Here is a 26,849-nt window from a genome sequence, read left to right on the forward strand (position 1 = left end):
GCCATGGCCCGCATCACCGTCGAAGACTGCCTCGAAAAGATCCCCAACCGCTTCCAGCTGGTGCTGGCAGCCACCTACCGGGCACGCATGCTGAGCCAGGGCCATGCCCCGCGGCTGGAGTCCAAGAACAAGCCCGGCGTCACCGCCCTTCGTGAAATCGCCTCCGGCGAGGTGGGCGTGGAGATGCTGCGCCGCGTGCCGACCTGAGCCGCGAGCCCGCCTCACCGCGTCCGCACCTTCAAAGGGCACCTTTCCAGGTGCCCTTTGTCATTTGCGGCCCCCTCAACATGAGGTTTGGGCGCGGGCCAGCAACCGCCCCAGCCTTCCTCGGCTAAATTCGTGGCATGGGCCTGCGATCCTTCGTCACCGACATCCTGCCAACCACCCTGCACACCCGAGGCCGGCACGCGCCGACGCTCGTGGGTGAACCCGAGGTCGAGACCTTCGCCCAGTTGGTGGACAAGCTGGGCTACCTGAGCCGTGAGGACCTCAAGCAGGTCCGGGCCGCCTACAAATTCGCCGACGAGGCCCACCTGGGCCAATTCCGCGCCAGCGGTCAACCCTATATCACCCATCCCATCGCGGTCGCGGCGCTGGTGGCCGACTGGAAGCTCGACGCCCAGGCGGTGATGGCCGCGCTGATGCACGATTCGATGGAGGATTGCGGGGTCACCAAGGTCGAGCTGATCGAGCGCTTCGGCTCGCCCACGGCCGAACTGGTGGACGGCCTGACCAAGCTCGACAAGCTGCAGTTCTCCACACGCGAAGAGGGCCAGGCGGAGTCCTTCCGCAAGATGCTGATGGCCATGTCGCGCGACGTACGCGTCATCCTGGTCAAGCTGGCCGACCGGCTGCACAACATGCGGACCATGGGCGCGATGGCGGCGCACAAGCGCGCGCGCATCGCCCGCGAAACCCTGGACATCTACGCCCCCATCGCCCACCGCCTGGGCCTGAACCAGCTCTACCGGGAACTGCAGGAGCTGGCCTTCAGCTATGTGCACCCCTGGCGCCACGCCGTGCTGCACAAGGCCATCACCCGGGCCCGGGGCTACCGGCGCGACATCGTCGAGCGGGTGCGCAGCGATGTGGACAAGGCCTTCGGGGAGGCGCGGGTGAAGGTGGAGGTGAGCGGCCGGGAGAAGACCGTCTTCTCCATCTACCGCAAGATGCGGGAGAAGCATGCCGGCTTCGCCCAGGTGACCGACATCTACGGCTTTCGCGTGGTGGTGCAGAGCTGGCAGGAGTGCTATTTGGCACTGGGCGTGCTGCACCAGCTCTACCACCCAATGCCGGGCCGCTTCAAGGACTACATCGCCATCCCCAAGCCCAACGGTTACCAGTCGCTGCACACCACGCTGGTCAATCCGCTGGGCACCTCGGTGGAGTTCCAGATCCGCACCGAGGAGATGCACGCCATTGCCGAAACGGGCATTGCCGCGCACTGGCTCTACAAGGTGGGCACCAAATCCTCGGCCAACCCGGCTGAGGTGGCGCAGACGCTGGGGGCGATGTGGCTGAAGTCGTTGATGGACATCCAGCGCGAGACCCATGACGCCTCAGAGTTCCTCGAGCACGTCAAGATCGACCTGGTACCAGACTCGGTCTATGTCTTCACCCCACAGAGCAAGATCATGGCGCTGCCCCGGGGGGCCACGCCGCTGGACTTCGCCTACGCCATCCACTCCCGGGTGGGCGACCATTGCGTGGCCGCCCGCATCAATGGGGAACCGGCCGCGCTGCGGGCTGAGCTCAAATCGGGCGACGTGGTCGAGATCATCACCAACCCCGGCTCACGTCCCAGCCCCGGTTGGCTCAACATCGTGCGCACTGGGCGCGCCCGCTCCAAGATCCGCCACTACCTCAAGAACCTGGAGCACGAGGAAAGCCAGGCCCTGGGCGAGCAGATGCTGACCCAGGCCTTGAGGGCCGAGGGCATGGCGCTGCCCCCCGAGTCGGCGCCCGAGGGCACCAGCGTCTGGCCCACCCTGCTGCGGTGGAGCGGCAACCGCAATCCTTCGGAGCTGATGCTCGACATCGGGCTGGGCCGCAAGGTGGCGGCCATCGTGGCCAAGCGCCTGGCCCAGCTGATGCAGGAACAGGGACAGCGCCCGGATGCGGTGACCCTGACGCTGGCGCGCTACGCCGCCGGCGGCGAAGAAGCAGGCGCCACCCCGCCGAGCCTGGTGGTGGTCGACGGCAGCGAAGGCACCGGCGTCTCGCTGGCCACCTGCTGCCGCCCGATTCCCGGCGACGAGATCCAGGGCTACCTGGGCCGAGGCGAAGGCCTGGTGGTGCACACCGGCGACTGCGGTGTGGCCCGCCGGCTCTCGGCCCGGGACAAGGAACTTTGGATCCCGGTGGCCTGGTCCGAAGAGCCGGTGCGCCAGTTCGACACCGATGTGCAGGTGCTGTTGCGCAACGACAAAGGCACGCTGGCCCGTCTGGCCGCGGCCGTGGCGTCGGCCGAAGCCGACATCCACCACATCGACATGGGCGATGAGGCCCGCGGAGAGACGGCGGAGTTGCGCATGCGCCTGAGCGTGCGTGACCGCCAGCACCTGGCCGATGTGCTGCGGACGCTCAAGCGCAGCCCCTCGGTGTTGCGGGCTTCGCGCGTCAAGCCCGAGCGCCCACCGGGCTGATCCCCAGCCCCGGCCCCGACCGCCGAACTGGCGCGCCGCGACGCCGCTCCACCGCCGATCTGACCGGACGAAGGTCCGCAGAATCCGCGGGCATGGACGGCCCGTCTCCCCTCATCACCCGCCTCTGGCCGCTGCCGGCGCTGCTGGTCTGGGGCTTGGCCTGGGGCGTGTTCCTGCAGGCCTGGCGCAGCGGCCTACCGGGCTGGCTCTGCCTGGTGTCAGGCACGCTCACCGGCCTGCTGGGCAGCCTGTTGGGCGCCAACCGCTGGCGCCGACTGCTGATCGCGGCGGGCTTTCCCCTGGGCGTGCTGCTGGCCGCCCTGGCGCCGGCAGTGCCGGTGGCCGCCTGGCTCTTGCCGGTGGTGGTGCTGCTGGCGGTCTATCCGCCGCGGGCCTGGCGGGACGCGCCGCTCTTTCCCACCCCGCGCGGGGCACTGCAGGAGCTGGCGAAGGCGGTGCCGCTGGCGCCAGGCGCCCAGGTGCTGGATGCTGGCTGCGGCCTGGGGGCTGGACTGCGGGCGCTGCGTGCAAGTTATCCACAGGCCCGGCTGGAGGGGTGGGAATGGAGCTGGCCGCTGGCGCTGGGCTGCCGCCTGCGCCATCCGGGGCTGCGGGTGCGGCGCCGCGACATCTGGGCGGCATCGTGGCGGGGGCAGGACTTGGTCTACCTCTTCCAGAGGCCGGAGAGCATGCCGCGCGCCATGGACAAGGCCCGGCGTGAACTGGCGCGGGGCGCCTGGCTGGTGAGCCTGGAGTTCGAGTGCCTGGGCTGGCGACCGCAGGCGCGGCTGGAGACGGTGACGGGCAAGCCGGTGTGGGTCTACCAAGCGCCCTTTGAGCCGGCGCCGGCCCCGGGCGAACCCCCGCCGGGCTGAATCCCGATCACTCGCCCACCAGGCCGTTGCGGATGGCGTAGACGGTGAGCTCAGCGTTGTTGGCCAGGGCCAGCTTCTCCAGCACGCGGGCGCGGTACACGCTGACCGTCTTGGGGGAGAGGGCCAGTTCCGAGGCGATGTCGGACAGGCGCTTGCCGCTGGCGATCATCACCAGGGTCTGCAGCTCACGGTCGGAGAGCTTCTCATGGGCATTGGCCACCTCGGGCGTGGTCAGGCTCTCGACCAGCATCTGCGCGATTTCAGGCGTGACGTACTTGCGGCCCTGGGCCACGGTGCGCACCGCCTGCACCAGCAGCGCCGGATCGCCGCCCTTGTTGACGTAGCCGAAGGCGCCGGCGCGCAGGGCCCGGATGGCGTACTGGTCTTCGGGGTACATGCTGACCACCAGCACCTTGACGGTGGAGCCCTCCTCACGCAGGGCGTGCATCACGTCCAGGCCGCTGCGGCCGGGCATGTTGATGTCCAGCACCAGCACATCGCAGGTCTCCTTGCGCATGAGGGTGCGCAGCTCACCGTAATCGCCAGCCTCGCCCACCACGTCCAGGTCAGGGGCGTCGGCCAGGGTGTCACGGATGCCGCGGCGTATCAGCGCATGGTCATCGCAGATGATGACGCGGGTCATAGGGCTCCCCAGGCGGAAGGGTCGTGCTCCAGGTCGAGGTCCGCCTCCGCCTCGGGTCGGCCTCCGGGCTCCAGCGGGATCGACAGGATCAGGGTGGTACCGGCACGGCCGCTGGAGAGGTCCACCCAGCCCCCCACCGTCGAGGCCCGCTCATGCAGGCCGCGGATGCCGAAACTGCGGGCCTTGGCCAGGTCGGCATCGGACAAGCCGCGACCGTTGTCGCTGATCTCCAGGGACAGCACGCCCTGGGCGAGCGAGAGGTCGATGGAGACCCGCGTGGCCTGGGCATGCTTGCTGACATTGGTCAGCGCCTCCTGCGCGGTGCGGTAAGCCACCAGGGGCACGCCGGCGGGCAGCTGCGGGCTGTCGTGGCTGGTGCGGAACTGGCAGGTCACCCCCGTGCGGCGCTCGAAGCGGCTGGCCATCCACTGCAGTGCCGGCACCAGGCCTTGCTCCAGGATGGCCGGGCGCAGGTTGTGCATGATGCGCTGGCTGGCCTCCAGGGCGTGGGAGACGGTCTCGAGCGCGCTGTCAAAGCGGGGCTTGAGCTCGGCGGGAGTGGCCGGATGGCGGGCGAGCCAGGCCAGGTCGAACTTCAGCGCGGTCAGGCTGCCGCCCACGTCGTCATGGATTTCCCGGGCAATGGCCGCGCGCTCCATCTCGACGCTGGTCTGCAGGTGCTGGGCCAGCTCGGACAGGCGCTGGCGCGAGGCGGCCAGCTCACGGTCGGCGGCCTGGCGGGCACGCTGGGCCTCGTGTGCGGCGATGGCATGCTCGACCGCCGGTGCCAGGCGGGCCAGGTTGGCCTTGAGCAGGTAGTCGCTGGCGCCGTTGCGCATGGCCTCCACGGCCACATCCTCCCCGATCTCGCCGGACACCAGGATGAAAGGCAGGGTCACCCCCTGCTCACGCACCAGCTCCAGGGCCCGCAGGCCGGAGTAGCCCGGTAGGTTGTAGTCCGACAGGATGATGTCCCAGGGCTGGTCCAGGCCTTCGCGGAACTCGCGCTCGGTATCCACCCGGAGGGTCTGCACCGCGCGACCGCCACGGCTCAGGTGCGCCATGGCCAGTTCATGGTCAAGCTCGGAGTCTTCAAGGTGCAGCACCCGCAGCGGACGCAGGGCGGCGGAGGTGTTCGCGGCCGGCATGCACCAAGTATGACCCAGCAGCAGGCCAGGGAAAGGGAGAGCCAGACCGGAAATTGGCCACGTTTTGCCGCCGTGATCAATTCAACATTGACCGGGTGGCTGCCGAAAAATCAGCCACGTCCGAGCCCATGGACGCGACTGACGCCAGGGCCCGCACACCCCACTCCAGCGCATGACCACCGCCCAACCGCCCTGTGAACCCGGAGCCCCGATGCAAGCCTTAGACGCCCCCGTCCCAGAGCCCGCCGGCGGTGGCCTGCCGCTGCTGGCCGCGGCGGACCTGCAGGACCACCTGATGGTGGCCAGCCATGACCTGGAGCGCCTGCAGCGCCTGCTCGACGATGCCAGCGAATCGCTCACCACCCAGTTCTATGGCGCCAGCCACCTGATCACGCAGTACCTGCGGGCTGCCGCCCCCGGGCCGGATCAGGACCACGGCGCCGTGCATGAGGCGATGCAGAACCTCGCCTCGGCCATCACCGCGCTGCAGTTCCATGACATGGCCACGCAGCTGATCGGCCACACGCAGAAACGGCTGCGCAGCTGCGCCGACCGCATTGCGCGCGACGCCATGGGCGAGGAGGACGACGACGGTACCGCCGTCATCGAGGAAGGTCCCGCCCGCCCCAACCCCGTCACCCAGGACGAGATGGACGCCGGCTCCATCGAGCTGTTCTGATCCTCACGCCCCCCGCCATACCGACTGAACTCCGGAGAACACGCGATGCATTCGATCCTTGCCGTTGACGACTCGCCCTCGATGCGCCAGATGGTCAGCTTCACCCTCAAGAACGCCGGCTTCAATGTGGTGGAAGCCGTGGATGGGCAGGACGCCTGGGAAAAGGCCAACCAGCGCGACTTCAACCTGGTGCTGACCGACCAGAACATGCCGCGCATGGACGGCATCAGCCTGACGCGCAAGCTGCGCGAGAACCCCAAGTTCAAGACCACGCCCATCCTGATCCTGACCACCGAGTCCAGCGACCAGATGAAGCAGGCCGGCCGCGCCGCGGGCGCCACCGGCTGGCTGGTCAAGCCCTTCGATCCGGCCAAGCTGATCGAAGTCATTGGCAAGGTCATCCGCTGAGCTGACCTCCCTGCGGACCGCCGGCCCGGTGGGGCGGGTGGTCGCGATTCCCAGAGTTTCCGGATCACAGGAGCGGCGCACCATGGGTGAGACCCTGCACGAAGGCGGCAGCATTGCCGAGAGCATCGACCTCAGCCAGTTCTACCAGGTGTTCTTCGAGGAGGCTGGCGAGAACCTCGAGCAGATGGAGCAGCGGCTCCTGGAACTGGACGTCAACGCCGCCGACGACGAGGAGCTGAACGCGATCTTCCGTTGCGCGCATTCGGTCAAGGGCGGCGCGGCCACCTTCGGCTTCAGCGATGTGGCGGAACTGACGCACCAGATGGAGACGCTGCTGGACAAGCTGCGCCGCCACGAGCTGCAGCCCACGTCCGCCATGGTGGACGTGCTGCTGTCGGCCGGCGACGCGCTGCGTGCGCAGCTGGCGCGCCACCAGGGCACGGGCGGACCGGCCCCGGACACCCGTGAGCTGGTGGCCCACATCCGGGCCCTGGCCGAGGGTCAGGCCGTGGAGGCTCCTGCCGCCCCGCGGGCGGAAACCCGCGTCAGCGCGCCTGCAACCGCTGCGGTACCGGTGCCCAGCGCCTCGGGCGGCTGGGAACTGCGTGTGGGCCCGCTGGCCGATCCGGCGGCCGCCGACGGCCTGGCCGACCTGTTCCGCGAGATTCCCAACCTCGGCACCATCGAGCCGCTGGACGGCGGCAAGGCCGAGGACGGCATGCGCCGATTCCGTATCGTCAGCAACGCCAGCGAGACGGACCTGCTGGACCTGTTCACCTTCCACGTGGCCCGCGAGCAGCTGCAGCTGGGCCCGATGGGGCCCGGTTACGGCTTCCACGACGGGGCCCCCGGGGCTCCCGCCGACACCCGGCCCGCCGCCGCCCCCGCAACGCCGCCCGCCAGCGCACCGGCAGCACCCGCCAAGGACGTGGGCTACGGCTTCTTTGACGATGCACCGGGCGCCCCAGGCGGTGGCGTGGCGGCAGCGGCCCCCGCTCCCGCCCCTGCGCCTGTGGCCGCCCCGGAGCCGACACCGCTGGCCGCCGCAGCCACGCCGGTTGCGCCGGCGCCAGCGGCCGCCAGCCGGGCGCCCAAGGCCGAGGCGAAGGCTGGCGCCGGTGCCCTGGACTCCACCACCCTGCGGGTGTCGGTCGAAAAGGTCGACCAGCTGATCAACCTGGTGGGCGAGCTGGTGATCACCCAGGCCATGCTGGCGCAGAACAGCCGCACTGGCGACAACCCCATCAGCCAGCAGCTGGCCTCGGGCCTGGCCGACCTGGAGCGCAACACCCGCGACCTGCAGGAAGCGGTGATGTCGATCCGGATGATTCCGATGTCCATGGTCTTCAACCGCTTCCCTCGGATGCTGCGCGACCTGGCCAGCAAACTGGGCAAGAAGGTGGAACTGGTCACCCAAGGCGAAGCCACCGAACTGGACAAGGGCCTGGTGGAGAAGATCACCGACCCCTTGACCCACCTGGTGCGCAACAGTTGCGACCATGGCATCGAGCTGCCGGCCGATCGCCTGGCCAAGGGCAAGCCCGAGCACGGCACCGTGACCTTGGTGGCCTCGCACCAGGGGGGCTCCATCGTCATCGAGGTGCGCGACGACGGCCGTGGCCTCAACCGCCAGAAGCTGCTGGATAAGGCGCGCGAGCGCGGCATCGAGGCCCCCGACAGCCTGACCGACCAGGAGGTCTATGGCCTGATCTTCGCGCCCGGCTTCTCCACCGCAGACGTGGTGACCGACGTGTCCGGCCGTGGCGTGGGCATGGACGTGGTCAAGAAGAACATCACCGCCCTGGGCGGCACGGTGGAGATCGACTCCGCCGAGGGCTACGGCATGAGCGTCAAGGTGCGCCTGCCGCTCACCCTGGCCATCATGGACGGCATGAGCATCGGGGTGGGTGACGAGGTCTACATCCTGCCGCTGTCCTCAGTGGTCGAGTCCTTCCAGATCGAGGACGGCATGATCAAGACCATTGGCAACTCCGGCCGGGTGGTGGAGGTGCGCGAGGAGTTCATGCCGGTCATCGACCTGGAACAGGTCTTCAGCGTGCCCCGCTTCGACTTCGAGAAGTCCACCAGCATCCTGGTGGTGGTCGAGGCCGAGGGTGGGCGGGTGGCGCTGCTGGTCGACGAACTGCTGGGCCAGCAACAGGTGGTGGTCAAGAACCTGGAGGCCAACTACCGCAAGGTCAACGACGTCTCCGGCGCCACCATCATGGGTGACGGGCGGGTCGCCCTGATCCTGGACATCGGCTCCCTGGTGCGCCGCTCGCGCCACTGAGGCCCATTGCCGAGGAGACCCCACATGCCGACAAGCCGCCTGAGCGTGGGCCAGCGCCTGGCCCTGGGCTTCACCACCCTCATGGCCCTCATGGTCCTCATGGCCGCCGGCGTGCAGTGGCAGCTGGCGCAAGTCGCCCGACTCAACCAGGACATTGCCCAGGCCCAGGGCGCGGCCGTGCTGGCCGTGACCTGGCAGGGCCACACCCAGACCAACCTGGCTCGGGCGCTGTCCGTGGCCAAGTCGGGGGGACAGGCTGAACTCAAGGCCTTCCTGGACCCGATGATGAAAGAGACGACCGCCCGCATCAACGAGCTGCAAAAACAGATCGAGGGCCTGGCGCTGACCGACAGCCAGCGCCAGCAGCTGGGGCAGGTCGCCCAGACCCGCAAGGTCTACATCGACAGCCGGGCCGCGGTGCTCAAGCGCCTGGGCGAGGGCGACCCCCAGGCCGCGGCCGACGTGGACCGCCAGGTTGTCCCCGCGGCGAATGCCTACCTGGCGGCCCAGGCCAGCCTGGTGGGGAGCCTGCAGGCCCAGGCCCAGGAGGCCGCCCAGTCCGGCGCCCAGGCCCTGGACACCAGCCGCCGCCTGCTGCTGGCCGGTAGCGTGCTGGCCTTGGCCCTGGGCATCGTCATGGCCTGGCGCCTGACCCGCTCCATCATCGGCCCCATGCGCCGGCTCATGCACGGCGCCGAGCAGATCGCCGAGGGCCATCTGGACCGCCCCATGGCGCAGGACCGGCACGACGAGATCGGGCATCTGCAAGGCACCCTGGAGAAGATGCGCCGCCAGCTGCAGGCCATGGTCTCAGGCATCCGCCGGAGCACGCAGAGCATCGGCAACGCCAGCAGCGAGATCGCCGCCGGCGCCCAGGACCTGAGCGCGCGCACCGAGCAGACGGCCTCCAACCTGCAAGAGGCGGCCTCCTCCATCGAACAGCTGGCCGGCAACGTGCGTCAGACCGCCGATGCCGCACGCACCGCCAACCAGATGGCTGCCACGGCGGCCGAGGCCGCCCAGCGCGGTGGCCAGGTGGTGGGCGAGGTGGTGAGCAACATGTCCGACATCACCGAGGCCAGCCGCAAGATTGCCGACATCATCAGCGTCATCGACGGCATTGCCTTCCAGACCAACATCCTGGCGCTCAACGCGGCGGTGGAGGCCGCCCGCGCCGGCGAGCAGGGCCGCGGCTTTGCGGTGGTGGCCGGCGAGGTGCGCACACTGGCCCAGCGCAGCGCTGCGGCCGCACGCGAGATCAAGACCTTGATCCACGCCAGCGTGGAGCGGGTGGAGTCGGGCTCCCGCCTGGTGCAGTCTGCCGGCTCCACCATGGGCGAGATCGTGGGCAGCGTGCAGCGGGTCACCGACATCATCGCGGAAATCAGCGCCTCGTCCACCGAGCAGAGCGACGGCATCGCCCAGGTCAACACCGCCGTGAACCACCTGGACCAGATGACGCAGCAAAACGCCGCCCTGGTCGAGGAAAGTGCCGCCGCCGCCGAGAGCCTCAAGCACCAGGCCGAGCAGCTCAACCATGCGGTGGACCGCTTCTCGGTGGGCGACGACCCTCCACCCGCGCCCCTGGCCGCCGGCGCCTCGCCGCCCGCCGCCGCACCGGCCATCCGGCAAACCGCGCTGCCACCAGCGCCCCGACCTGCACCGCGACCGGCCGCGCGCGCGCCGGCCGCCACCCCGTCCGACCACGACTGGGAAACGTTCTGAACGCCACCCACCGCACGGCCCCCCGCGGCCGGCCGCTCCCACCTTGCCGCCCCGGCGCCGCTGCTTTTGGAGAACTGCGTGACCTCCTCCTCAACGCCCTGGATGCGGCGCTTCCCCATCCGCCTGCGCATGCAGGGTGCCATCGGCACCGTGCTGGCCTTGTTCGCCCTGGTCGGTCTGGCCGCCTGGCTGGGCATACACCACCTGGCGTCGCTCAACCAGCACTTCATGGTGCATTCCATGGCGGAACTGCATGAGGTGGGCGACATCCGCCAGGCGCTGGGCCGCATGCGCCAGGCCGAGAAGGACATGGTCATCGACTTCGAGGACAGCGCCGCCGTGCAGCGCCACGCCGCGGTGTGGCAGCAGGCGCTGGAGGGGACGCGCAAAGGCCTGAACGAGCTGCAGGCCGGCGAGGAGGACGAGGACAACCGGCTGGCGCGCGAAGCGTTGACCTCGCTGGAGGCCTACGCCACGGCCACCCAGGGCGTGATCCGCACCCTGAGCGCCGGCAGCTACGACTCGGCGCGCGGCCCCAGCCGGCTGATGGACCGCGCACGGGGCCATGTGACCGAAGTGGAGGAGCGCGTGGCCGGCATCGCCAAGGTGGTCGATGACGAGGCGACCGAGACCCGAGCCGCCTTTGAGGCCCGGATCCATCAGGTCCAGGTCAGTTTCGGCTTGGTGATGGCCCTGGTGGTGGTGGTGGTGGTGCCGTTGACCCTGCTCAATTCCCACTCCATCACCGAGCCGCTGATGGCCGCGCGCGACGTGGCCAAGGCCATTGCCGAGGGAGACCTGACCCGCCCCATCGACACCCGTGGCCATGACGAGGTGGGGCAGCTCATGCGGGCCCTGTCCACCATGCAGACGGCCCTGGGCGGGCTGGTGGGTGAAGTCCGGCAGGCTGCAGACAGCATCCGGACCGCCTCGGCCGAGGTGGCCTCCGGCAACACCGACCTCAGCGGGCGTACCGAACAGGCCGCCAGCAGCCTGCAGCAGACCGCCAGCTCCATGGAGCAGCTCACCACCAACGTGCTGCAAAGCGCCGAAGCGGCGCGCCATGCCACCGGCTTGGCCGACTCCGCCTCGGACGCCGCCACCGCCGGGGGCACCGTCGTGCATGAGGTGGTGCAGACCATGGAGGACATCCAACAGTCCAGCCGCCGCATCGGCGACATCATCGGCACCATCGATGGCATCGCCTTCCAGACCAACATCCTGGCGCTCAATGCCGCGGTGGAAGCCGCTCGCGCCGGCGAGCAGGGCCGCGGCTTTGCCGTGGTGGCCGGTGAGGTGCGCAGCCTGGCCAGCCGCTCGGCCGAGGCCGCCCGGGAGATCAAGACCCTCATCGGCGCCTCGCTGGACCGGGTAGAACACGGCTCGCGCCTGGTGCGCGACGCCGGCAGCCGCATGGAGGACATCGTCAACGCCGTGGGCCGGGTCTCGCACACCATCCACGAGATCTCCACGGCCACCGGTGAGCAGAGCCAGGGCATCGGCCAGGTCAACCAAGCCGTCGGCCAGCTCGACCAGATGACCCAGCAGAACGCGGCCCTGGTCGAAGAAAGCGCCGCCGCCGCGGAAAGTCTGCGCGAGCAGGCCACCCGTCTGTCTAGCCTGGTGGCAAGCTACCGCGTGGAGGGGGCGGCGGGCCTTGCGGCCTCCACCGGGTCGGCCCCCGTGGGCCGTGGCGCCGCGCCCCCGCCCCGGCCTGCCACCCGCCCGGCCGCACCGGCCACCCACCGCGCCACGCCGGCAGCCGCCGCGCCCGCAGCCCGCCCGCAGGCCCCGGCTTCGACCGAGACCGAGTGGGAAACCTTCTGAGCCCAGCCTGACCAGACACCACCATGAGCCCCCTCATGAGCCCTTCCCTTACCGCTCCGCCCTGGCTGCGGCGCCTGAGCATCCGCCAACGCCTGCTGGGCAGCGTGGGCGTGGTGGCCCTGGCGATCCTGGTGCTGGGGCTGTGGGCCTCGGCGGCCTACCGCCAGCTGCAACAGGACACCGACGCCCAGTTGGCCCGCCAGCTGGCGGTGCTGGACCAGGCCCGGGCCCTGGAGACCGCCGTGGAGCGCCTGCAGCGCCTGGAGCAGGAGGTGCTGCTGGCCTCGAACAACGTGCTGGAGGCCCGTGAGCGCCAGCAACGCTGGCAGGCCGAGCTCAAGACCACCCAGGGCTTGCTGCAGCAGGCCGGCGCCGCCGGCGCGGGCGCCCTGGCCCCGCTGGGCCGCTACGGGGAGACCGTCGCCCCGGTGCTGCAGCAGGTCAGCGATGCCCGCATCGACACTGCGGCCGCCCACGCCTACACCCGCCAGGCAGGCCCCGACCTGGCCTAAGCCCTCCAGGCCATCGGCCAGGCCGCGCAGGCCGACCGGGAGCGGCTGGACGCCGAGCATGCCGAAATGGCCGCCGCTGGCCAGCGTCAGTCCCTCCTGCGTCTGGTGGCGGCTGCAGCCGTGCTGGGCGGCTTTCTCCTGGCGATGCAGGCCATGGTGCGCTCCATCGCCCGGCCGCTGGAAACCGCCACCTCCGCGGCGCTGCGTATGGCCGAAGGCGACCTGAGCCAGCCCCTGGCCGACAGCGCCCCGGACGAGGGTGGCCAGATGCTGCGCGCCCTCGCCCGCATGCAGGACAGCCTGCGCCAGGTGGTGGGCCAGGTTCGCGAAGTGGCCGACAGCATCCAGACCGCCAGCGCCGAGGTGGCCACCGGCAACCTCGACCTGAGCCAGCGCACCGAGAACACCGCCAGCAACCTGCAGCAGACCGCAGCCTCGATGGAGGAGCTCAGCGGCACGGTCCGTCACAGCGCCCAGGCCGCCGACCAGGCGCACCAGCTCTCCGGCCAGGCCAGCCAGGAAGCGCGCCAGGGCGGCACGGTGGTCGATCAGGTGGTGGCCACCATGGACGCCATCAGCCAGGCCTCACGGCAGATCGCCGACATCACCGGGGTGATCGACGGCATCGCCTTCCAGACCAACATCCTGGCCCTCAACGCCGCGGTAGAGGCCGCCCGTGCCGGTGAGCAGGGCCGCGGTTTTGCCGTGGTGGCCGGCGAGGTGCGCACCCTGGCCAGCCGGTCGGCCGAGGCCGCCCGGCAGATCAAGTCCCTCATCGGCACCAGCGTGGACAAGGTCGAGGCTGGCGCCGCGCAGGTGCAGCAGGCGGGTCAGGCCATGGGCGGCATCGTGCAGTCCATCCAGCGGGTGGACCACATCATGGGCGAACTGGCCAATGCCAGCGGCGAGCAGAGCCGGGGCCTGGAGCAAATCAACCAGGCCGTCTCGCAGCTGGACCAGATGACGCAGCAGAACGCCGCCTTGGTCGAGCAGAGCGCCGCCGCCGCCGACAGCCTGCAGCAGCAGGCCCGGCAGCTGCACGCCCTGGTGGCCACCTTCCGGCTGCAGGCCCATTGAAGCCGGACAACACGGCCCCAGCGCAATTCCTGCCCTTCAGCATCGGTCCATCCGACCGATAAGCCCACAAGGGCCCCACCCTTTCCGAGTCCCCGTCTTTTCAAGGACACAGCCATGGACATGAGCACCGACGTCGCCCACGTGGCCCGCCACGAGGCCGAACGCGCCCTGATGGGTGCCCGCGGCCGCACCCCCGCCACCCCCACCTCGGCCCATGGCGAGTACCTCACCTTCCGCCTGGGCGCGGAGGAGTACGGCATCGACATCCTGCGGGTGCAGGAAATCCGCTCCTATGAGCAGCCCACCCGCATCGCCAATGCACCGTCCTTCCTCAAGGGCGTGGTCAACCTGCGCGGCGTGATCGTGCCGATCATCGACCTGCGGGTGAAGCTAGGCTGTGAGAGCGCCGACTTCAACGCCTTCACCGTGGTCATCGTGCTCAACATCCGCGGCCGGGTGGTGGGGGCGGTGGTGGACTCGGTGTCGGACGTGATGGAGCTCTCGCACGACCTCATCAAGCCGGCCCCGGCCATGAACGCGGTGGTGGACATGAGCTATGTCACCGGCATCGCCAACGTGGGCGACCGCATGCTCATCCTGATGGACATCCAGGCCCTGATGAGTGCGGCCGACATGGGCCTGATCGAGGCCATGGGCTGAACGGGTCGGGGCGCGCCGCGCCCCGCCCGCACTCAGCGGTGGCGGAACTCCGCCTTGCGCTTGTCCAGGAAGGCGCCCATGCCTTCACGCTGGTCCTCGGTGCCAAACAGCGCATGGAAGAGCCGGCGCTCGTAGCGCACGCCGGTGGACAGGCCGCTCTCGAAGGCCTCGTTGACCAGCTCCTTGACCATCATCACGCTGGGCTGGCCCATGGTGTTGATCTGGGCCGCGGTGGCCAGCGCCTCGTCCAGCAAGCTGGCCGCCGGCACCACCCGGGAGACCAGGCCGCTGCGCTCGGCCTCCTCCGCCCCCATCATGCGCCCGGTCAGCAGCATCTCCATGGCCTTGGCCTTGCCGATGGCGCGCGGCAGGCGCTGCGTGCCGCCGGCCCCGGGCACGATGCCCAGCTTGATCTCCGGCTGGCCAAACTTGGCCGAATCCGCAGCGATCACCACGTCGCACATCATGGCCAGCTCACAGCCACCGCCCAGGGCAAAACCCCCCACGGCGGCGATCACCGGCTTGCGAACCTGGCGGATGGTCTCCCAGTTGCGCGAGATGTGGCCGCGCTTGAACGCATCCATGTGGCTGAAGCCAGCCATGGCGGCGATGTCAGCGCCCGCCGCGAAGGACTTCTCGCTGCCGGTGATGACGATGCAGCCGATGCCGTCGTCGGCATCAAAAGCCAGCAGCGCCTGACCCAACTCGTCCATGAGCTGGTCGTTCAAGGCATTGAGCTGCTTGGGCCGGTTCAGGGTGATCAGTCCGGTCTTGAGGGCACCGTCTCCACGCACCTCGGTCAGGATGCATTCATGGCTCATCGTCTTCTCCTTGGGTCTGCTTTTGCGGGGGAGGAAACAGGCCTGCGCCTCAGCGCGCCGGCGCGGCCTGCAGCGGGGGTTGCTTGAGGGTCAGCTCCAGATGGGTCTCGGCATCTTGGTGGATCAGGATGCGCACCGGCAGGTACTGAAGGCTGGGCGCCATCCACATCTCCACGCTCAGCTCGTTGGGCTTGCGGCCTTCGGCGCGCGGCCGCAGGTGGTAGGCGTCCACCGTGGCAAAGGGCAGGACCACCGGCTCCAGGGCAGCCACCTCATAGCCCCAGGTGCCCACGCGTCGCGGCAAGGCCATCGGGAACTGCAGTGTGGCCCCGACCCGCTGCAACTCCGGTTGGGTCAGGAAGCGCCAAGTCATCTGCACGAACTGGCTGGCAGAGTCCTGCACACCGGCAGGCGCTGGCACCGTCTTGCCGTTGGCCAGCCGCACTTCCTCGGCGTCGAAATGGACCGTCTCCTGCCGGGTGCTCACCAGCGGCGCCTCGGAGACCTGGTCAAAGCGGCGCGGCGCCAGGCCCTGGGCCGTGATGAGCCCGTCACTTTGCAGCCGACGCTCGAAGGCAGGCGAAACCTTGAGCGTCAGCTGCACCTGGTAGCGCTCGCCCTGCCGCCGCCATTCCACCTGGGCCGAACCATAGAGCGGACCGCGGAAATGGCCCTTGAGGTCCAGCGTCAGCCGGGTCGAACTGGGCCATTCGAAAGCCGCCGGAGCCGAGGCGGCCGCGGCCACCGCGGGCGCGGCCGCCGACGCCGGCTCGGCCACCGCGGCCACGAATTCAGGCGTGGAGGCGGCCGGGGTCGCCGGCTCGGCCACCACCTCTGGAGCGACAGGCTCGTCGGGCTCCGGCAAAGGCCGGGAAGCCGCTGGCGACGGGGCGGGCGCCGCGGCGCGGATCGGCGGCGGGGCAGGCGGCGCCGGTGGGCGCACCGCCGGCGGCGCACTCAAGGCCATTTCCTGCACAAAGGCCACCTCCAGGGCCGGGGGCGGGGCCGCCTGGGCGCCCCAGCCCACCATGGACTGCGAGACCTCGCGGCCCAGCCAGACATGGCCCAGGCAGACCGCGGCCCACACCGCCCACCACAGCGGCCGGCGCCAAGCCGCCAGGGCCCGCAGATCCCTCACCACCGGGAGGGCTCCCACCGCGCGGCCTTGCCCCGCTGGGCAGGCCCGCGCCTGCGGCCGTGCCCTGTGCTCATTCGCCCAACCAGGCCAAGCGTCGGGCCGCGATCTCGGCGTCGGACGGGGTCTGCAAGCCCAGGCGGACCTGCTGGCCGGCCGCGGCCTCGGCGCTCTGTTCGGCGGCCAGGCGCAGGGTACGCAGGCGCTGGCCGCGCACCACGGTCAACTCGCAGGCCTGGGTGGGCAGGACCCACTGGCGCAGGTCCTCCAGCCGGCGCAAACGCCAGCCATCGGCGGCCAGCAGCTCATCCCCGGCCGAGAGCCCGGCCGCCTCGGCCAGCCCGCCGCGCAGCACGACCTTGACCTTGAGGCCCTCGGCCCCCTCCTGCATCCGCAGGCCCAGGCGCTGCGCCAGGGCGGTCGCCTCTTGGGTGACCGACACGCCCATGGCTTCCAAGGCTGGCGCAAGGGGCAAGGGATCACGGCCGTGGACCCACTGGATCAGGGCCCCGGCCAAGGCCGGACCGCCCTCGGCGGAAACGGCCGCCAGGATGGCGGCTTCGGTCACGCCGTGGCGCAGGCTGCCCTTCCAGAGCCGGCGCATCACCGCATCCAGCCCGGCGGCACCGGCCGCGCGCAGGCGCAGGTCCAGCAGCAGGGCCACGAGCGAGCCCTTGGTGTAGTAGCTGACGGTGGCGTTGGGGGAGTTTTCGTCGGGGCGGTAGTACTTGACCCAGGCGTCAAAACTGGCCTGGGCCACGCTGTGCCACGCCTGCCCCGGTGCCTGGGCCACCCCATTGACGGTGCGGGCGAGGGCCTTGAGGTAGCGGGCGGTGTCCATCAGGCCCACCCGGCGCAGGAAGAGGTCGTCGTAGTAGGAGGTGAAGCCCTCGAAGAACCAGAGCAGCTCGGTGTAGTTCTCCCGCGCATAGTCGTAGCGCAAGAACTCCCGCGGCTTGAGCCGCTTGACGTTCCAGGTGTGGAAGTACTCGTGGCTGATCAGGCCCAGCAGGGTCTGGTAGCCCTCGCTGGTCTCCGGCATCCCGGTACGCGGCAGGTCACGGCGGTTGGCGATCAGGGCCGTGCTGGCGCGGTGCTCCAGACCGCCATAGCCCTCCTCCACCGCGTTGAGCATGAAGACGTAGCGGGCAAAGGGCGGGCGGCCCTTGCCATGCCAAAAGCGGATCTGGGCCTCGCACAGGCGTTGGGTGTCGGCCAGCAGGCGCTCTCCATCCATGCCCGGCCACGCGCCGGCGACCACGAACTCGTGGGGCACGCCGCAAGCTTCGAAGCGGCCGCGCCAGAAAGGACCAAGTTCCACCGGGGAGTCGGCCAGCTCGTCGTAGTCGGCGGCCTTCCAGGTCCGCGGCCGCGGGCCGGGTGGCAGGGCCACCGCCACGTCCCAGCCGCGCGGCAACTGGCCCAGTCGCAGCTCGTGGGGCTCGTCCTCGCGCCCCTCCACCCGCAGGCACAGGCTGGTGGGGTTGAAGAAGCCGCGGCAGTCCTCCAGCCAGGCACAGCGCACCGAGTTGTCGAAGGCGTACACCTCGTAGCGCAGCACCAGGGCGGTGCTGCCCTCGCAGGCCACGTCCCATGTGCATTTGTCGAGCTGGCGGACCGCGCAGGCCGCCTCGCCCTGGCGGGCCTCCAGCGGCCCCAGGTGACGGGCGAACTCGCGCACCATGTAGCTGCCCGGAATCCAGGTGGGCAGGCTCAGGCGACAGCGGGCCGGCGGCTGTGGCACGGTCAGGGTGACGGCAAAGCGGTGTGCGGCCGCCTGGGCCACGTCCACGCGGAAAGTGATCATCGGCTCGGGCTCCTGCCGGTCGGATGGGGAGTGGCGGTGAGGGTCGATGGTGCCGGGCTCAGATGCCGGCGGCCCCCAGGAAACAGCAGAAAGCAGCGATGGCACTGAGGCGGAAGCGCAGGGTGAGCCAGTAGCCCAGGCCCGCGGCGGTGTAGAGCTGACGGTCCTTCCAATAGCAGACGCCCAGCATCACCCCCAGCACCACCAGGCCCGCGTGCGGGGGCATGATCATGCCGAACCAGCCCACCAACGGCGGCACCATGGCCCAGCGGAAAGCCCGCCCCCCCGGCAGGCCGGCCCGCATGGCCAGGCCCCAGTGCACACCGCCCAGAAAGGCGACGATGGCCCCGGCATAAGCGGACAGGGAAAGGGCCACCCAGACGTGGGCATCACGCAGCTCATCGCTGTCGCCCCCCACCAGCCAGACCAGCAGGGTGCCCAGCGCAAAGGGGATCAATCCAGCATGGCCCAGCTTCCAGGCTTCCTGGGGAGGCTGCTGCTCGCCCGGCACCACAGGCCAGGCCGGGGAAGAGGGAGGCGTCATCGGCGTGTTCATGGCGCCGCATTGTCACCGGTGGCGCAAGCCGGCAACACACGCATGGGCGTCGATCTGGCGCCGGCGCGACAGCGGCCCGCGCCCGGGACGGCGAGCCGCCCATCCGACACGGCGGCAACGCCGTGTGGCGGATTCGAGAGAACAAAAGAAAACGGGCCAGATGTTTTCACATCTGGCCCGTGGAGTTGGTGCGGCTGGCAGGATTCGAACCCACGACCCCTTGGTTCGTAGCCAAGTACTCTATCCAACTGAGCTACAGCCGCTCGTCTATGACGGTGATCAGACTGGCAAGAGACCTGAGCCTCGAGTCAGAACGACGCTGATGGCATGCTGTTTGGAGTCAGACTGGTGACTGACTTTGCACTTTCGTGCATGCACGCTCACAAGCGATTTGGTTTGGTGCGGCTGGCAGGATTCGAACCCACGACCCCTTGGTTCGTAGCCAAGTACTCTATCCAACTGAGCTACAGCCGCTGCGAGCCTATGACTATAGCACAGCGTATTTTTGAATTGCAAGCACTCTGCGCGAAAAACTTTTGCAGGCCGGTTCCAACCCGTCAATCGATGGCGGCAGCACGCTGGTCGTAAGCCAGGGCGCGGTCTTCCTGGCCCTCCTCGCGGGCCATGCCCGCCAGGCAGCGCAGGGACTGCCGGCGCACAGATGAGGGCAAGGCGACCGCCGAGGCGGTCTGCTCCAACAGACGTCGGGCCTTGCCCCAGAGCTGCCGGTCGGCAAACACCATGGCCGCCGCGGCCACCAGCGCCGGCTCATGTCCGTGCTGACCCATGGCCACCTCCAGCCGTGGCAGCCATTCGCTGCCCGCACCGGGCGCACAGTCCACCAGGGCCAGTGCCAGGGCGGCACGGCCTTCGGGCTCAAACTTGCCCAGCCGCTCCCAAGCCTGCTGCAGCCAGAACCGGCCGGTGCCGGCCTCACCCAGGCGGGCGGCACGGCTGGCGGCCCGGGCCACCACCCAGGGGTCCTGGCGGTCGGCCGCGTCAAGCTGCTGCCAAGTCCGCTGCAACTGATCCACGTCGAAGGCCTGGTCCAGCGCATCCAACGCCAGCGACCGCAGCAGCGACTGGGCAGCCGCTGCCGAGAAGCCCTGGTGCTTGGCCAGCAGGCGGGCCACCTGCAGGGCCTGCAGGGGTTGGCGCATCTGCCGCGCCAGCTGCAGGCGCAGGCGCAGGGCCTGGGTGCGGCGTGCCACCCCTGGTGGCAGCTCAGCCAGCAGCCGCTGCGCCTCCTCGGCCTGGCGGTCCTCGACCGCCCACTCGGCGCACTGCAGCAGCAGGCCATCCACCGCGGAGCCGCTGAGCTGCTGTGACCGCGCCAGCGACAGCGCGGTCTGCACGGCCTCATCGCGACCCTTGCGGTCCTGCAGGCGGTGGGCGGCGCTGGCCAGCAGGCCATGTGCGAGCACCGAAAAACCGGTGTCTTCACGCAGGGCCGCGGTATCGGCCTGCAAGGCCAGCGCCCGCTCCGCCGCCCGCTGGGCCCGCGCGTAGCGGGCGGCCAGGGCCTCGGTCATGGCCTCGCGCAGCGCGGCCTGAGCGGCCCGCTCGCGCTTGAGTTCACGCCAGGCGCGGGCCCGTCCAGGCAGGCTCCACAGCGAATCGGCGGTCCTCAACACCAGGAAGGCGGCCACCACGGCAGCGGCCACCACCAGCAGGAAAAGGTTGAGCGACAGGTCGAGCCGCCAGTGACCGTAGTAGAGGGACACCAAGGCGTCGTTGCTGCCCAGGAAGGTGGCGGCCACCACGGCCGCCACGAACACCAGCAGCATCCAGGCAATGTTTCTCATCGCGTCGGAGATCCGGAAGCGGTTGTTCGGAGGGCACTCAGCGGCCGGCTGCGGCGGCGGCCAGGGCGGCCAGGGTCTCGTCGGGGCGCGGCAGGTTCACCACCCGGCTCTGCGCGCCGACCTGCCCCACCAGCTCCTGGGCCGCGGCGACGCGCCGGGAGGCGGGATCGAAGTAGCGCCCCAACGCCCCCTGGGCCTGGGCCAGGTCGCTCTGGGCCAGGTCGAACTGCCGCGACATGAGCGCCAGCCGGGCGTTGAGCAGGCGGAGCTTGAGGTTCTCGCGCAGGAAAAAAGACTGCTCGGGGCTGATGAGGGCGGCCTCAGGGTGGTCGATCCGCGTCACGCGGACCAGGCCCTTGACCTCTTGCCACACCTGCCCGACCCAGCGCTGCCACACGGCCGGCTCCTCAGGCGCGGAGGCGGCGGCCGCCGGCCGCGATGCGGCACGGCTGGCCACCGCCGCGGCAGCCGTCGTCGGCCGGCCGGCCCGCTCGGCGCTGGCCAGCAACGGCAGCTCATCGACCAGCCGCACCGCCTCATCGAGCTTGATGACCAGACTGGGCACGTCCACAGCGCTGACCGCGCGCGCCCGATCCAGGTCACGCGCCACCGCGCGGCGCACCCGCTCTAGGCGCGGCTGGTTGTAGCGGGTCAAGCGCTCGTCGGCCTGGCGCAAGGCGGCCACCACCGGGTCGGCGCTGCCCGTGATGGCCGCCTGCTGCTGGGCCACCCGCAGGGCGGACTCGACGTCGGCCAGCACGTTCTCGTCGCGTGAGCGTGACAGGGACTGGATCAACTCCTCGACCTGGGAGCGCTGCAGTGCGGACTCGGCCACCCGGGCCTCCAGCAGCCCCACCTTGGCCTGCGCGTCCGCGGCGATCTCCTGGGCCTGCCGCGACAGCAGGCGCGCCTCGGTGCTCTGCTCTTGGCTGACCTGCTGCCGGCGCACCAGCTCCTGCTCCAGCAACTGCACCCGCTGCTGGGTATTCCAGGCCAGGGTGACGCCCAACACCCCCATGGCGGTGACGGCCACCGCGCCGAGCACCCAGATGTTGGCGCGGTGGTGCCAAGCCGGCGGAGCGCCTGCCAGGCCCGGGGCCTGGGCGGCCACCGGCGACAGGGGAGCGGCAGGCGCGACCGGCGGGACGGACGTGGCCGCAGGCTCGGGCGAGGCGGGAGTGGGAGGCAGAGTGGGTTCGCTCACGGTCAACAAGCTCTCACAGGATGTCTTGGCGCCACAGGCCGGCCCAGGGGAGAGGGGCCCCGGGGCCGGCAGCGGGCACAGCCCGCACGGTACACCGGAAAACTGATCACCGGCCGGCCCGGACGCGGACCCTCAGGCGCCCCGGTCGGCCGTCAGGACGGCCAGCGCGGCCTCCAGCCCCACGCCCACGGGCAGAACACGCCCGAAGCCGAAGCGCTGGCAAGCCTGCTCGATCCGGGGATGGCTGGCCAGCGCGGTGCTCTGGTGCCAGGGCCAGGGGCCGGTCAGGGCCGCCAGATGATCCAGGGCCTCGGAGCTGCTGATGAGCCAGCGCGCACGCGCCGGCTGTGCCCGCAGTGCCTGCAGCACCGCCTGCTCCGGCTCGCCCCAAACCGGGCGGACCCGGGCATAGGCCTGCAGGGTGTGGACGCGGGCCCCCGCCTGGTCCAGGGTGCGCGCCAACCAGTCGCGCCCCCCCTCACCACGCACGATCCAGACCTCGCGCCCAGGCCAGTCCTCCTGCGCCACCAAGGCCCAAAGGGCCTCGGAGTCGAACTGGGGAGACTGCGGCCCCGGGGCAACGATGGCCGCCTGCGGCACCCCGGCGGCGCACAGGGCGGCCACGGTGCCCGGCCCGGTGGCCAGGGCGCGGGCGCCGGCCGGCCAGCACCAATCGGGGCCCAGCGCCTGCCGGAAACAGTGAACCGCATTGGGGCTGACGAACATCACCTGAACCTGGGTCGGCCAGGCGGCGACGGCTGCACGCAGCGCCGCGGGATTCGGAGCGCCCTGGATGGCCAGCAGGGGCAGGGCCTGGGCGGCCTGGCCACGGGCGCGCAACTTGCTCACCCATTCCTGTGCCTGGGCCTGGGGCCGGGTGACCAGCGCCAGCCACGGGCTGGGTGACGGCTGCAGGAAGCCGGGGGCTGAAGCGTCGGGGGACATGGGATGAATCTCGCAGGGGACCGTGCCGCGCCACCCGAGGGCGGGTGCGCCGGGCACCAGCGCCGGCGCCCCGCCTTGGTGCGCACCGGGGGGAAGGCCTCAAACGCTGGCGCAGGCCTGCAGGTAGGCCTCACCGCCTTGCGAGCGCAGGGCCTGGGCGGCCTCGCGCCCCAGGGCCTCGGCCGCTTCAGTGCCCGTCACCTGCGCCTGCAGGCGGACCTGCAGCAGCGGCTGGCTGGCATCACCCACATGGCCCAGGGCGGCCACCAGGGTCATGCCGTGCTCCTCTACGGTGGCATAGGCGGCCAATGGCACGCTGCAGCTGCCCCCCAGGGCACGCGAGACGGCGCGCTCGGCATGCGTGGCCAGCCAGGTCGGGGTGTGGACAAAACCCGCCAGCACCGCCGCCAGGGCGGTGGCGTCGCGGCGGATCTCCAAGCCCAGTGCGCCCTGGCCGGCGGCCGGGATCATCTCCTGCGGCGTGAACACAGCCCGGATGCGCTCACCCAAGCCCAGGCGTTTGAGGCCCGCGGCGGCCAGCACGATGGCGTCGTAGCCGCCCTCGTCGAGCTTGCGCAGCCGGGTGTCGAGGTTGCCACGCAGCGGCTCGATGCGCAGGTCGGGGCGCGCGGCCCGCAGTTGCACCATGCGGCGCAGGCTGGAGGTGCCCACGCAGGCGCCCTGCGGCAGCGCCGCCAGGTGTTCGAATCGGTTGGAGACGAAGGCATCGCGGGGGTCCTCGCGCTCCAGCACGGCAGCCAGGCTGTAACCCTCGGGCAGCTCCATCGGCATGTCCTTGAGCGAGTGCACAGCGAGGTGGGCATGCCCCTCAGCCATGGCCACCTCCAGCTCCTTGACGAACAGGCCCTTGCCGCCCACCCTGGAGAGGCTGCGGTCGAGGATCTGGTCGCCGCGGGTGGTCATGCCCAGCAGTTCCACCGGCCCGCCCAGCGCCTGCCGCAGGCGGTCGCGCACATGCTCGGCCTGCCACAGGGCAAGCCGGCTCTCGCGGGTGGCGATGACCAGGGGTTGCGGAAGTTCGGTCGGGGTAGGCGCGGGATGGTTCATGCCCCGGATTATCCCGGTGGCCGCCACCTCCCCCAAAGCACACCCGGGGGCGCCGCACCCCGGGTCTGGCCGCCGCATCCCGGAGTCTGTTAGCATCATTGATTGGTAATTCGGTTACATCAAACTGGACATATCCATGCCCACCACGACACGCACGAGAAAGACCCCGGCCCGGCCCGCCAGCAAGACCGCCAAGGTCATGGTGGAAAAGGACATCCAGACCCTTGAAGAGACGCCGGAGGAGAAGAACAGGCCTCTGGTGGAGGACATCCGGTTACTCGGTAGGATCCTGGGCGATGTGATCCGTGAGCAGGAGGGCCGCGCGGCCTTCGACCTGATCGAGCGGGTGCGCCAGCTGTCGGTGGCCTACCGGCTGAAGAAGGACGCGTCGGCGGGCCGCGTGCTCGACCGCCTGCTCAAGAACCTCTCGGCCGACCAGACCGTGAGCGTGATTCGCGCCTTCAGCTATTTCTCCCACCTGGCCAACATTGCCGAGGACCGCCACCACGTGCGCCGCCGCCTGCACCACGAGGCCCGGGGCGACCTGCAGGACGGCTCCCTGGCCATGTGCTTTGACAAGCTGGCCGATGCCGACCACCGCGCCGCCGACATCTCGGCCATGCTGGAGCATGCCTACATCGCGCCGGTGCTGACCGCCCACCCCACCGAGGTGCAGCGCAAGAGCATCCTGGACGCCGAGCGCGCCGTGGCCGAGCTCATCGGCCAACGCGACGACCTGCACACCGAACGCGACCGCAACGCCAACGAGGCCCTGATCCGCGCCCGCGTCACCCAGCTCTGGCAGACGCGCATGCTGCGCTACACCAAGCTCACGGTGGCCGACGAGATCGAAAACGCGCTCTCTTACTACCAAAGCACCTTCCTGCGCCAGATTCCGCGCATGTACGCCGACATCGAGGAAGCGCTCAACGGCCACCCGGTGCCCAACTTCTTCCGAATGGGCAACTGGATCGGCGGCGACCGCGACGGCAACCCCAATGTCACCGCGCCCACGCTGCGCATGGCGCTGTCCCGCCAGAGCGAGACCGCGCTGCGCCACTACCTGACCGAGGTGCACCTGCTGGGCGGCGAGTTGTCCATGTCGCAGATGCTGGCGCCGGTGTCGGCCGAGATGCAGGCCCTGGCTGAGGCCTCACCGGACAAGAACCCGCACCGCGAGGACGAGCCCTACCGCCGCGCCCTGATCGGCATCTATGCCCGCCTGGCCGCCACGCTGCACGCGTTGACCGGCACCGAGGCACTGCGCCATGCTGTGGCGCCGCAGAACCCCTACGCCAGCGCCGCCCAGTTCCTGGCCGACCTGCGGGTGATCGAGCGTTCGCTGCACAGCCACCATGCCCAGGCCCTGGTGGCCCCGCGCCTGGCGCCGTTGATGCGCGCGGTGCAGGTCTTCGGCTTCCACCTGGCCACCGTGGACCTGCGCCAGAGCTCCGACCAGCACGAGTTGGTGGTGGCCGAGCTGCTCAAGACCGCCCGCGTGCATGCCGACTACTGCAGCCTGCCGGAGGACGCGCGACGCAGCCTGCTGCTGGCCCAGCTGAGCGATGTGCGCCCGCTGCGGGTGCGCGGCGCCAGCTACTCGGCCCTGGCCGAGAGTGAGCTGGCGATCTTCGAGGCCGCCGCCGAGGGGCGCGCCCGCTTTGGCACCGAAGCCATCCGCCACTACATCATCTCGCACACCGAGGACGTGTCCGACCTGCTGGAAGTGCTGGTGCTGCAGAAGGAAGCCGGCCTGCTGCGCGGCGTGCTGGGCGAGGACGCGGTGGCCGACCTGATCGTCTCCCCGCTGTTCGAGACCATCGCCGACCTGCGCAACGCCGGCCGCATCATGGCCGAGTTCTATGCCCTGCCGGGCATGGCCGCCCTGGTGGCACGCGGTGGTGCCGAGCAGGACATCATGCTGGGCTACTCCGACAGCAACAAGGACGGCGGCTTCTTCACCAGCAACTGGGAGCTCTACCGCGCCGAGATCGCGCTGGTGGCCCTGTTTGACAGCCTGCGTGAGCAGCACGGCATCCGCCTGCGGCTGTTCCACGGCCGCGGCGGCACCGTGGGCCGGGGCGGCGGCCCCAGCTACCAGGCCATCCTGGCCCAGCCCCCAGGCACGGTCAACGGCCAAATCCGCCTGACCGAGCAGGGTGAGGTGATCGCCTCCAAGTACGCCCACCCGGAGATCGGCCGCCGCAACCTGGAGACCCTGGTGGCCGCCACGCTGGAGGCCACGCTGCTGCACCCCACCCAGGCCGCACCCAAGGCCTTCCTGGAGACGGCTGCGCTGCTCAGCCAGGCCAGCATGGACGCCTACCGCGAGCTGGTCTACGGCACCGAGGGCTTCACCGACTATTTCTTCGCCGCCACCCCCATCCGGGAAATCGCCGAGCTCAACATCGGCTCGCGCCCGGCCTCACGCAAGGCCACGCGCCGCATCGAAGACCTGCGCGCGATTCCCTGGGGCTTTTCCTGGGGTCAGTGCCGCGTGGCGTTGCCAGGGTGGTGCGGCTTCGGCTCGGCCGTGATGAACTTCCTGGGCGACGTGGCCGATCCGGCCCACGCCGCCCGGCTGGAGCTGCTGCAGAAGATGCACCGCCAGTGGCCGTTCTTCCGCACCCTGCTGTCCAACCTGGACATGGTGCTGGCCAAGAGCGACATGCGCATCGCTGCCCGCTATGTGGAGCTGGTTGAGGACAAGAAGCTGGGCAAGAAGATCTTCGGTGCCATCAAGGACGAGTGGGAGCGTACCTTCCAGGCGCTGAACCTGATCACCGGCGAGGGGGAACGGCTGCAGTCCAACCCCAGCTTGGCGCGCTCCATCGAGCACCGCTTCCCCTACCTGGACCCGCTGAACCACCTGCAGGTGGAAATGATGCGCCGCTACCGCAAGAAGCGTGAAGGCGACCCGGTCAACGAGCGCCTGCAGCGCGGCATCCACCTGTCGATCAACGGCATCGCCGCCGGCCTGCGCAACACGGGCTGAAGCCGGCACCATCCCGCAGGCGCA

The 26,849-nt window shown here is 70.2% G+C and carries 22 protein-coding genes and 2 tRNA genes; 12 read left to right on the forward strand and 12 right to left on the reverse strand.

The annotated features are described in order from the left end of the window. Nucleotides 1–3: 3 nt before the first annotated feature. The 3 genes from rpoZ to G3A44_RS10075 all read left to right on the forward strand — a co-directional run bounded on the left by rpoZ (nt 4) and on the right by G3A44_RS10075 (nt 3,520). Complete coding sequence (gene rpoZ, locus G3A44_RS10065; protein WP_163457389.1) at nt 4–207, forward strand: DNA-directed RNA polymerase subunit omega; 204 nt, start codon at nt 4–6, stop codon at nt 205–207. Between the two features lie 137 nt (nt 208–344). Continuing rightward, nucleotides 345–2,645, forward strand: coding sequence for a RelA/SpoT family protein (locus G3A44_RS10070; RefSeq protein ID WP_163457390.1), 2,301 nt, complete (start codon nt 345–347; stop codon nt 2,643–2,645). Nucleotides 2,646–2,737: 92 nt separating this feature from the next. After that, nucleotides 2,738–3,520, forward strand: coding sequence for a class I SAM-dependent methyltransferase (locus G3A44_RS10075; protein ID WP_163457391.1), 783 nt, complete (start codon nt 2,738–2,740; stop codon nt 3,518–3,520). A gap of 7 nt (nt 3,521–3,527) precedes the next feature. Here G3A44_RS10075 and G3A44_RS10080 read toward each other — a convergent pair whose 3' ends face one another. Further along, on the reverse strand, nt 3,528–4,163 hold the full coding sequence (locus G3A44_RS10080; RefSeq protein WP_163457392.1) for a response regulator: 636 nt from the start codon (nt 4,161–4,163) through the stop codon (nt 3,528–3,530). Further along, nucleotides 4,160–5,311, reverse strand: coding sequence for a hybrid sensor histidine kinase/response regulator (locus tag G3A44_RS10085; RefSeq protein ID WP_163457393.1), 1,152 nt, complete (start codon nt 5,309–5,311; stop codon nt 4,160–4,162). Before G3A44_RS10085 ends, G3A44_RS10080 begins: the two co-directional genes overlap by 4 nt. Nucleotides 5,312–5,522: 211 nt before the next feature. Here G3A44_RS10085 and G3A44_RS10090 point away from each other — a divergent pair, with 211 nt between their 5' ends. From G3A44_RS10090 to G3A44_RS10125, 8 genes are all read left to right on the forward strand, one after another. Beyond that, nucleotides 5,523–5,990, forward strand: a complete 468-nt coding sequence (locus G3A44_RS10090) for a hypothetical protein (protein ID WP_163457394.1) — start codon at nt 5,523–5,525, stop codon at nt 5,988–5,990. 45 nt (nt 5,991–6,035) lie between these two features. Further along, nucleotides 6,036–6,398, forward strand: coding sequence for a response regulator (locus tag G3A44_RS10095; protein ID WP_163457395.1), 363 nt, complete (start codon nt 6,036–6,038; stop codon nt 6,396–6,398). 82 nt (nt 6,399–6,480) lie between these two features. Then, a complete protein-coding gene (locus G3A44_RS10100) occupies nt 6,481–8,688 on the forward strand; it encodes a chemotaxis protein CheA (protein WP_163457396.1) in 2,208 nt (735 codons plus the stop codon). A gap of 24 nt (nt 8,689–8,712) precedes the next feature. Further along, nucleotides 8,713–10,413, forward strand: coding sequence for a methyl-accepting chemotaxis protein (locus G3A44_RS10105; protein ID WP_163457397.1), 1,701 nt, complete (start codon nt 8,713–8,715; stop codon nt 10,411–10,413). 78 nt (nt 10,414–10,491) lie between these two features. Beyond that, a complete protein-coding gene (locus G3A44_RS10110; protein ID WP_310734355.1) occupies nt 10,492–12,240 on the forward strand; it encodes a methyl-accepting chemotaxis protein in 1,749 nt (582 codons plus the stop codon). 35 nt (nt 12,241–12,275) lie between these two features. Continuing rightward, a complete protein-coding gene (locus tag G3A44_RS10115; protein ID WP_163457398.1) occupies nt 12,276–12,752 on the forward strand; it encodes a hypothetical protein in 477 nt (158 codons plus the stop codon). Nucleotides 12,753–12,818: 66 nt separating this feature from the next. After that, nucleotides 12,819–13,829 carry a methyl-accepting chemotaxis protein gene (locus G3A44_RS10120; protein WP_163457399.1) on the forward strand — a complete coding sequence of 337 codons (1,011 nt, stop codon included), beginning with the start codon at nt 12,819–12,821 and terminating at the stop codon, nt 13,827–13,829. Nucleotides 13,830–13,943: 114 nt separating this feature from the next. Then, the gene (locus G3A44_RS10125; RefSeq protein ID WP_203561362.1) at nt 13,944–14,489 is read left to right on the forward strand and encodes a chemotaxis protein CheW; all 546 of its coding nucleotides are present in this window, start codon (nt 13,944–13,946) and stop codon (nt 14,487–14,489) included. Between the two features lie 32 nt (nt 14,490–14,521). Here G3A44_RS10125 and G3A44_RS10130 read toward each other — a convergent pair whose 3' ends face one another. The 10 genes from G3A44_RS10130 to hemC all read right to left on the reverse strand — a co-directional run bounded on the left by G3A44_RS10130 (nt 14,522) and on the right by hemC (nt 23,830). Further along, nucleotides 14,522–15,310, reverse strand: coding sequence for an enoyl-CoA hydratase (locus G3A44_RS10130; RefSeq protein WP_163457400.1), 789 nt, complete (start codon nt 15,308–15,310; stop codon nt 14,522–14,524). Between the two features lie 49 nt (nt 15,311–15,359). Continuing rightward, nucleotides 15,360–16,448 carry a DUF3108 domain-containing protein gene (locus tag G3A44_RS10135; RefSeq protein ID WP_163457401.1) on the reverse strand — a complete coding sequence of 363 codons (1,089 nt, stop codon included), beginning with the start codon at nt 16,446–16,448 and terminating at the stop codon, nt 15,360–15,362. Nucleotides 16,449–16,518: 70 nt separating this feature from the next. Continuing rightward, entirely contained in the window at nt 16,519–18,252 is a 1,734-nt protein-coding gene (locus tag G3A44_RS10140) for a M61 family metallopeptidase (RefSeq protein ID WP_163457402.1), read from the reverse strand. A 58-nt stretch (nt 18,253–18,310) separates the two neighbouring features. After that, entirely contained in the window at nt 18,311–18,808 is a 498-nt protein-coding gene (locus G3A44_RS10145; RefSeq protein WP_239061790.1) for a DUF3429 domain-containing protein, read from the reverse strand. A gap of 186 nt (nt 18,809–18,994) precedes the next feature. Further along, a tRNA-Arg gene (locus G3A44_RS10150) sits at nt 18,995–19,071 on the reverse strand. 134 nt (nt 19,072–19,205) lie between these two features. After that, nucleotides 19,206–19,282, reverse strand: a tRNA-Arg gene (locus G3A44_RS10155). 83 nt (nt 19,283–19,365) lie between these two features. Then, on the reverse strand, nt 19,366–20,613 hold the full coding sequence (locus tag G3A44_RS10160) for a heme biosynthesis protein HemY (RefSeq protein WP_163457403.1): 1,248 nt from the start codon (nt 20,611–20,613) through the stop codon (nt 19,366–19,368). Nucleotides 20,614–20,650: 37 nt separating this feature from the next. Beyond that, nucleotides 20,651–21,817, reverse strand: coding sequence for a uroporphyrinogen-III C-methyltransferase (locus tag G3A44_RS10165; RefSeq protein WP_163457404.1), 1,167 nt, complete (start codon nt 21,815–21,817; stop codon nt 20,651–20,653). Between the two features lie 132 nt (nt 21,818–21,949). Continuing rightward, nucleotides 21,950–22,762, reverse strand: coding sequence for a uroporphyrinogen-III synthase (locus G3A44_RS10170; RefSeq protein WP_163457405.1), 813 nt, complete (start codon nt 22,760–22,762; stop codon nt 21,950–21,952). 99 nt (nt 22,763–22,861) lie between these two features. Next, entirely contained in the window at nt 22,862–23,830 is a 969-nt protein-coding gene (hemC, locus tag G3A44_RS10175; RefSeq protein ID WP_163457406.1) for a hydroxymethylbilane synthase, read from the reverse strand. A 136-nt stretch (nt 23,831–23,966) separates the two neighbouring features. On the opposite strand from hemC, the gene ppc reads away from it, so the two are divergent. Beyond that, nucleotides 23,967–26,825, forward strand: coding sequence for a phosphoenolpyruvate carboxylase (ppc, locus tag G3A44_RS10180; protein ID WP_163457407.1), 2,859 nt, complete (start codon nt 23,967–23,969; stop codon nt 26,823–26,825). The last annotated feature ends 24 nt before the right edge of the window (nt 26,826–26,849 follow it).

It is taken from the genome of Ideonella livida, from assembly GCF_010499455.1.
Lineage (GTDB): Bacteria > Pseudomonadota > Gammaproteobacteria > Burkholderiales > Burkholderiaceae_C > Ideonella > Ideonella livida.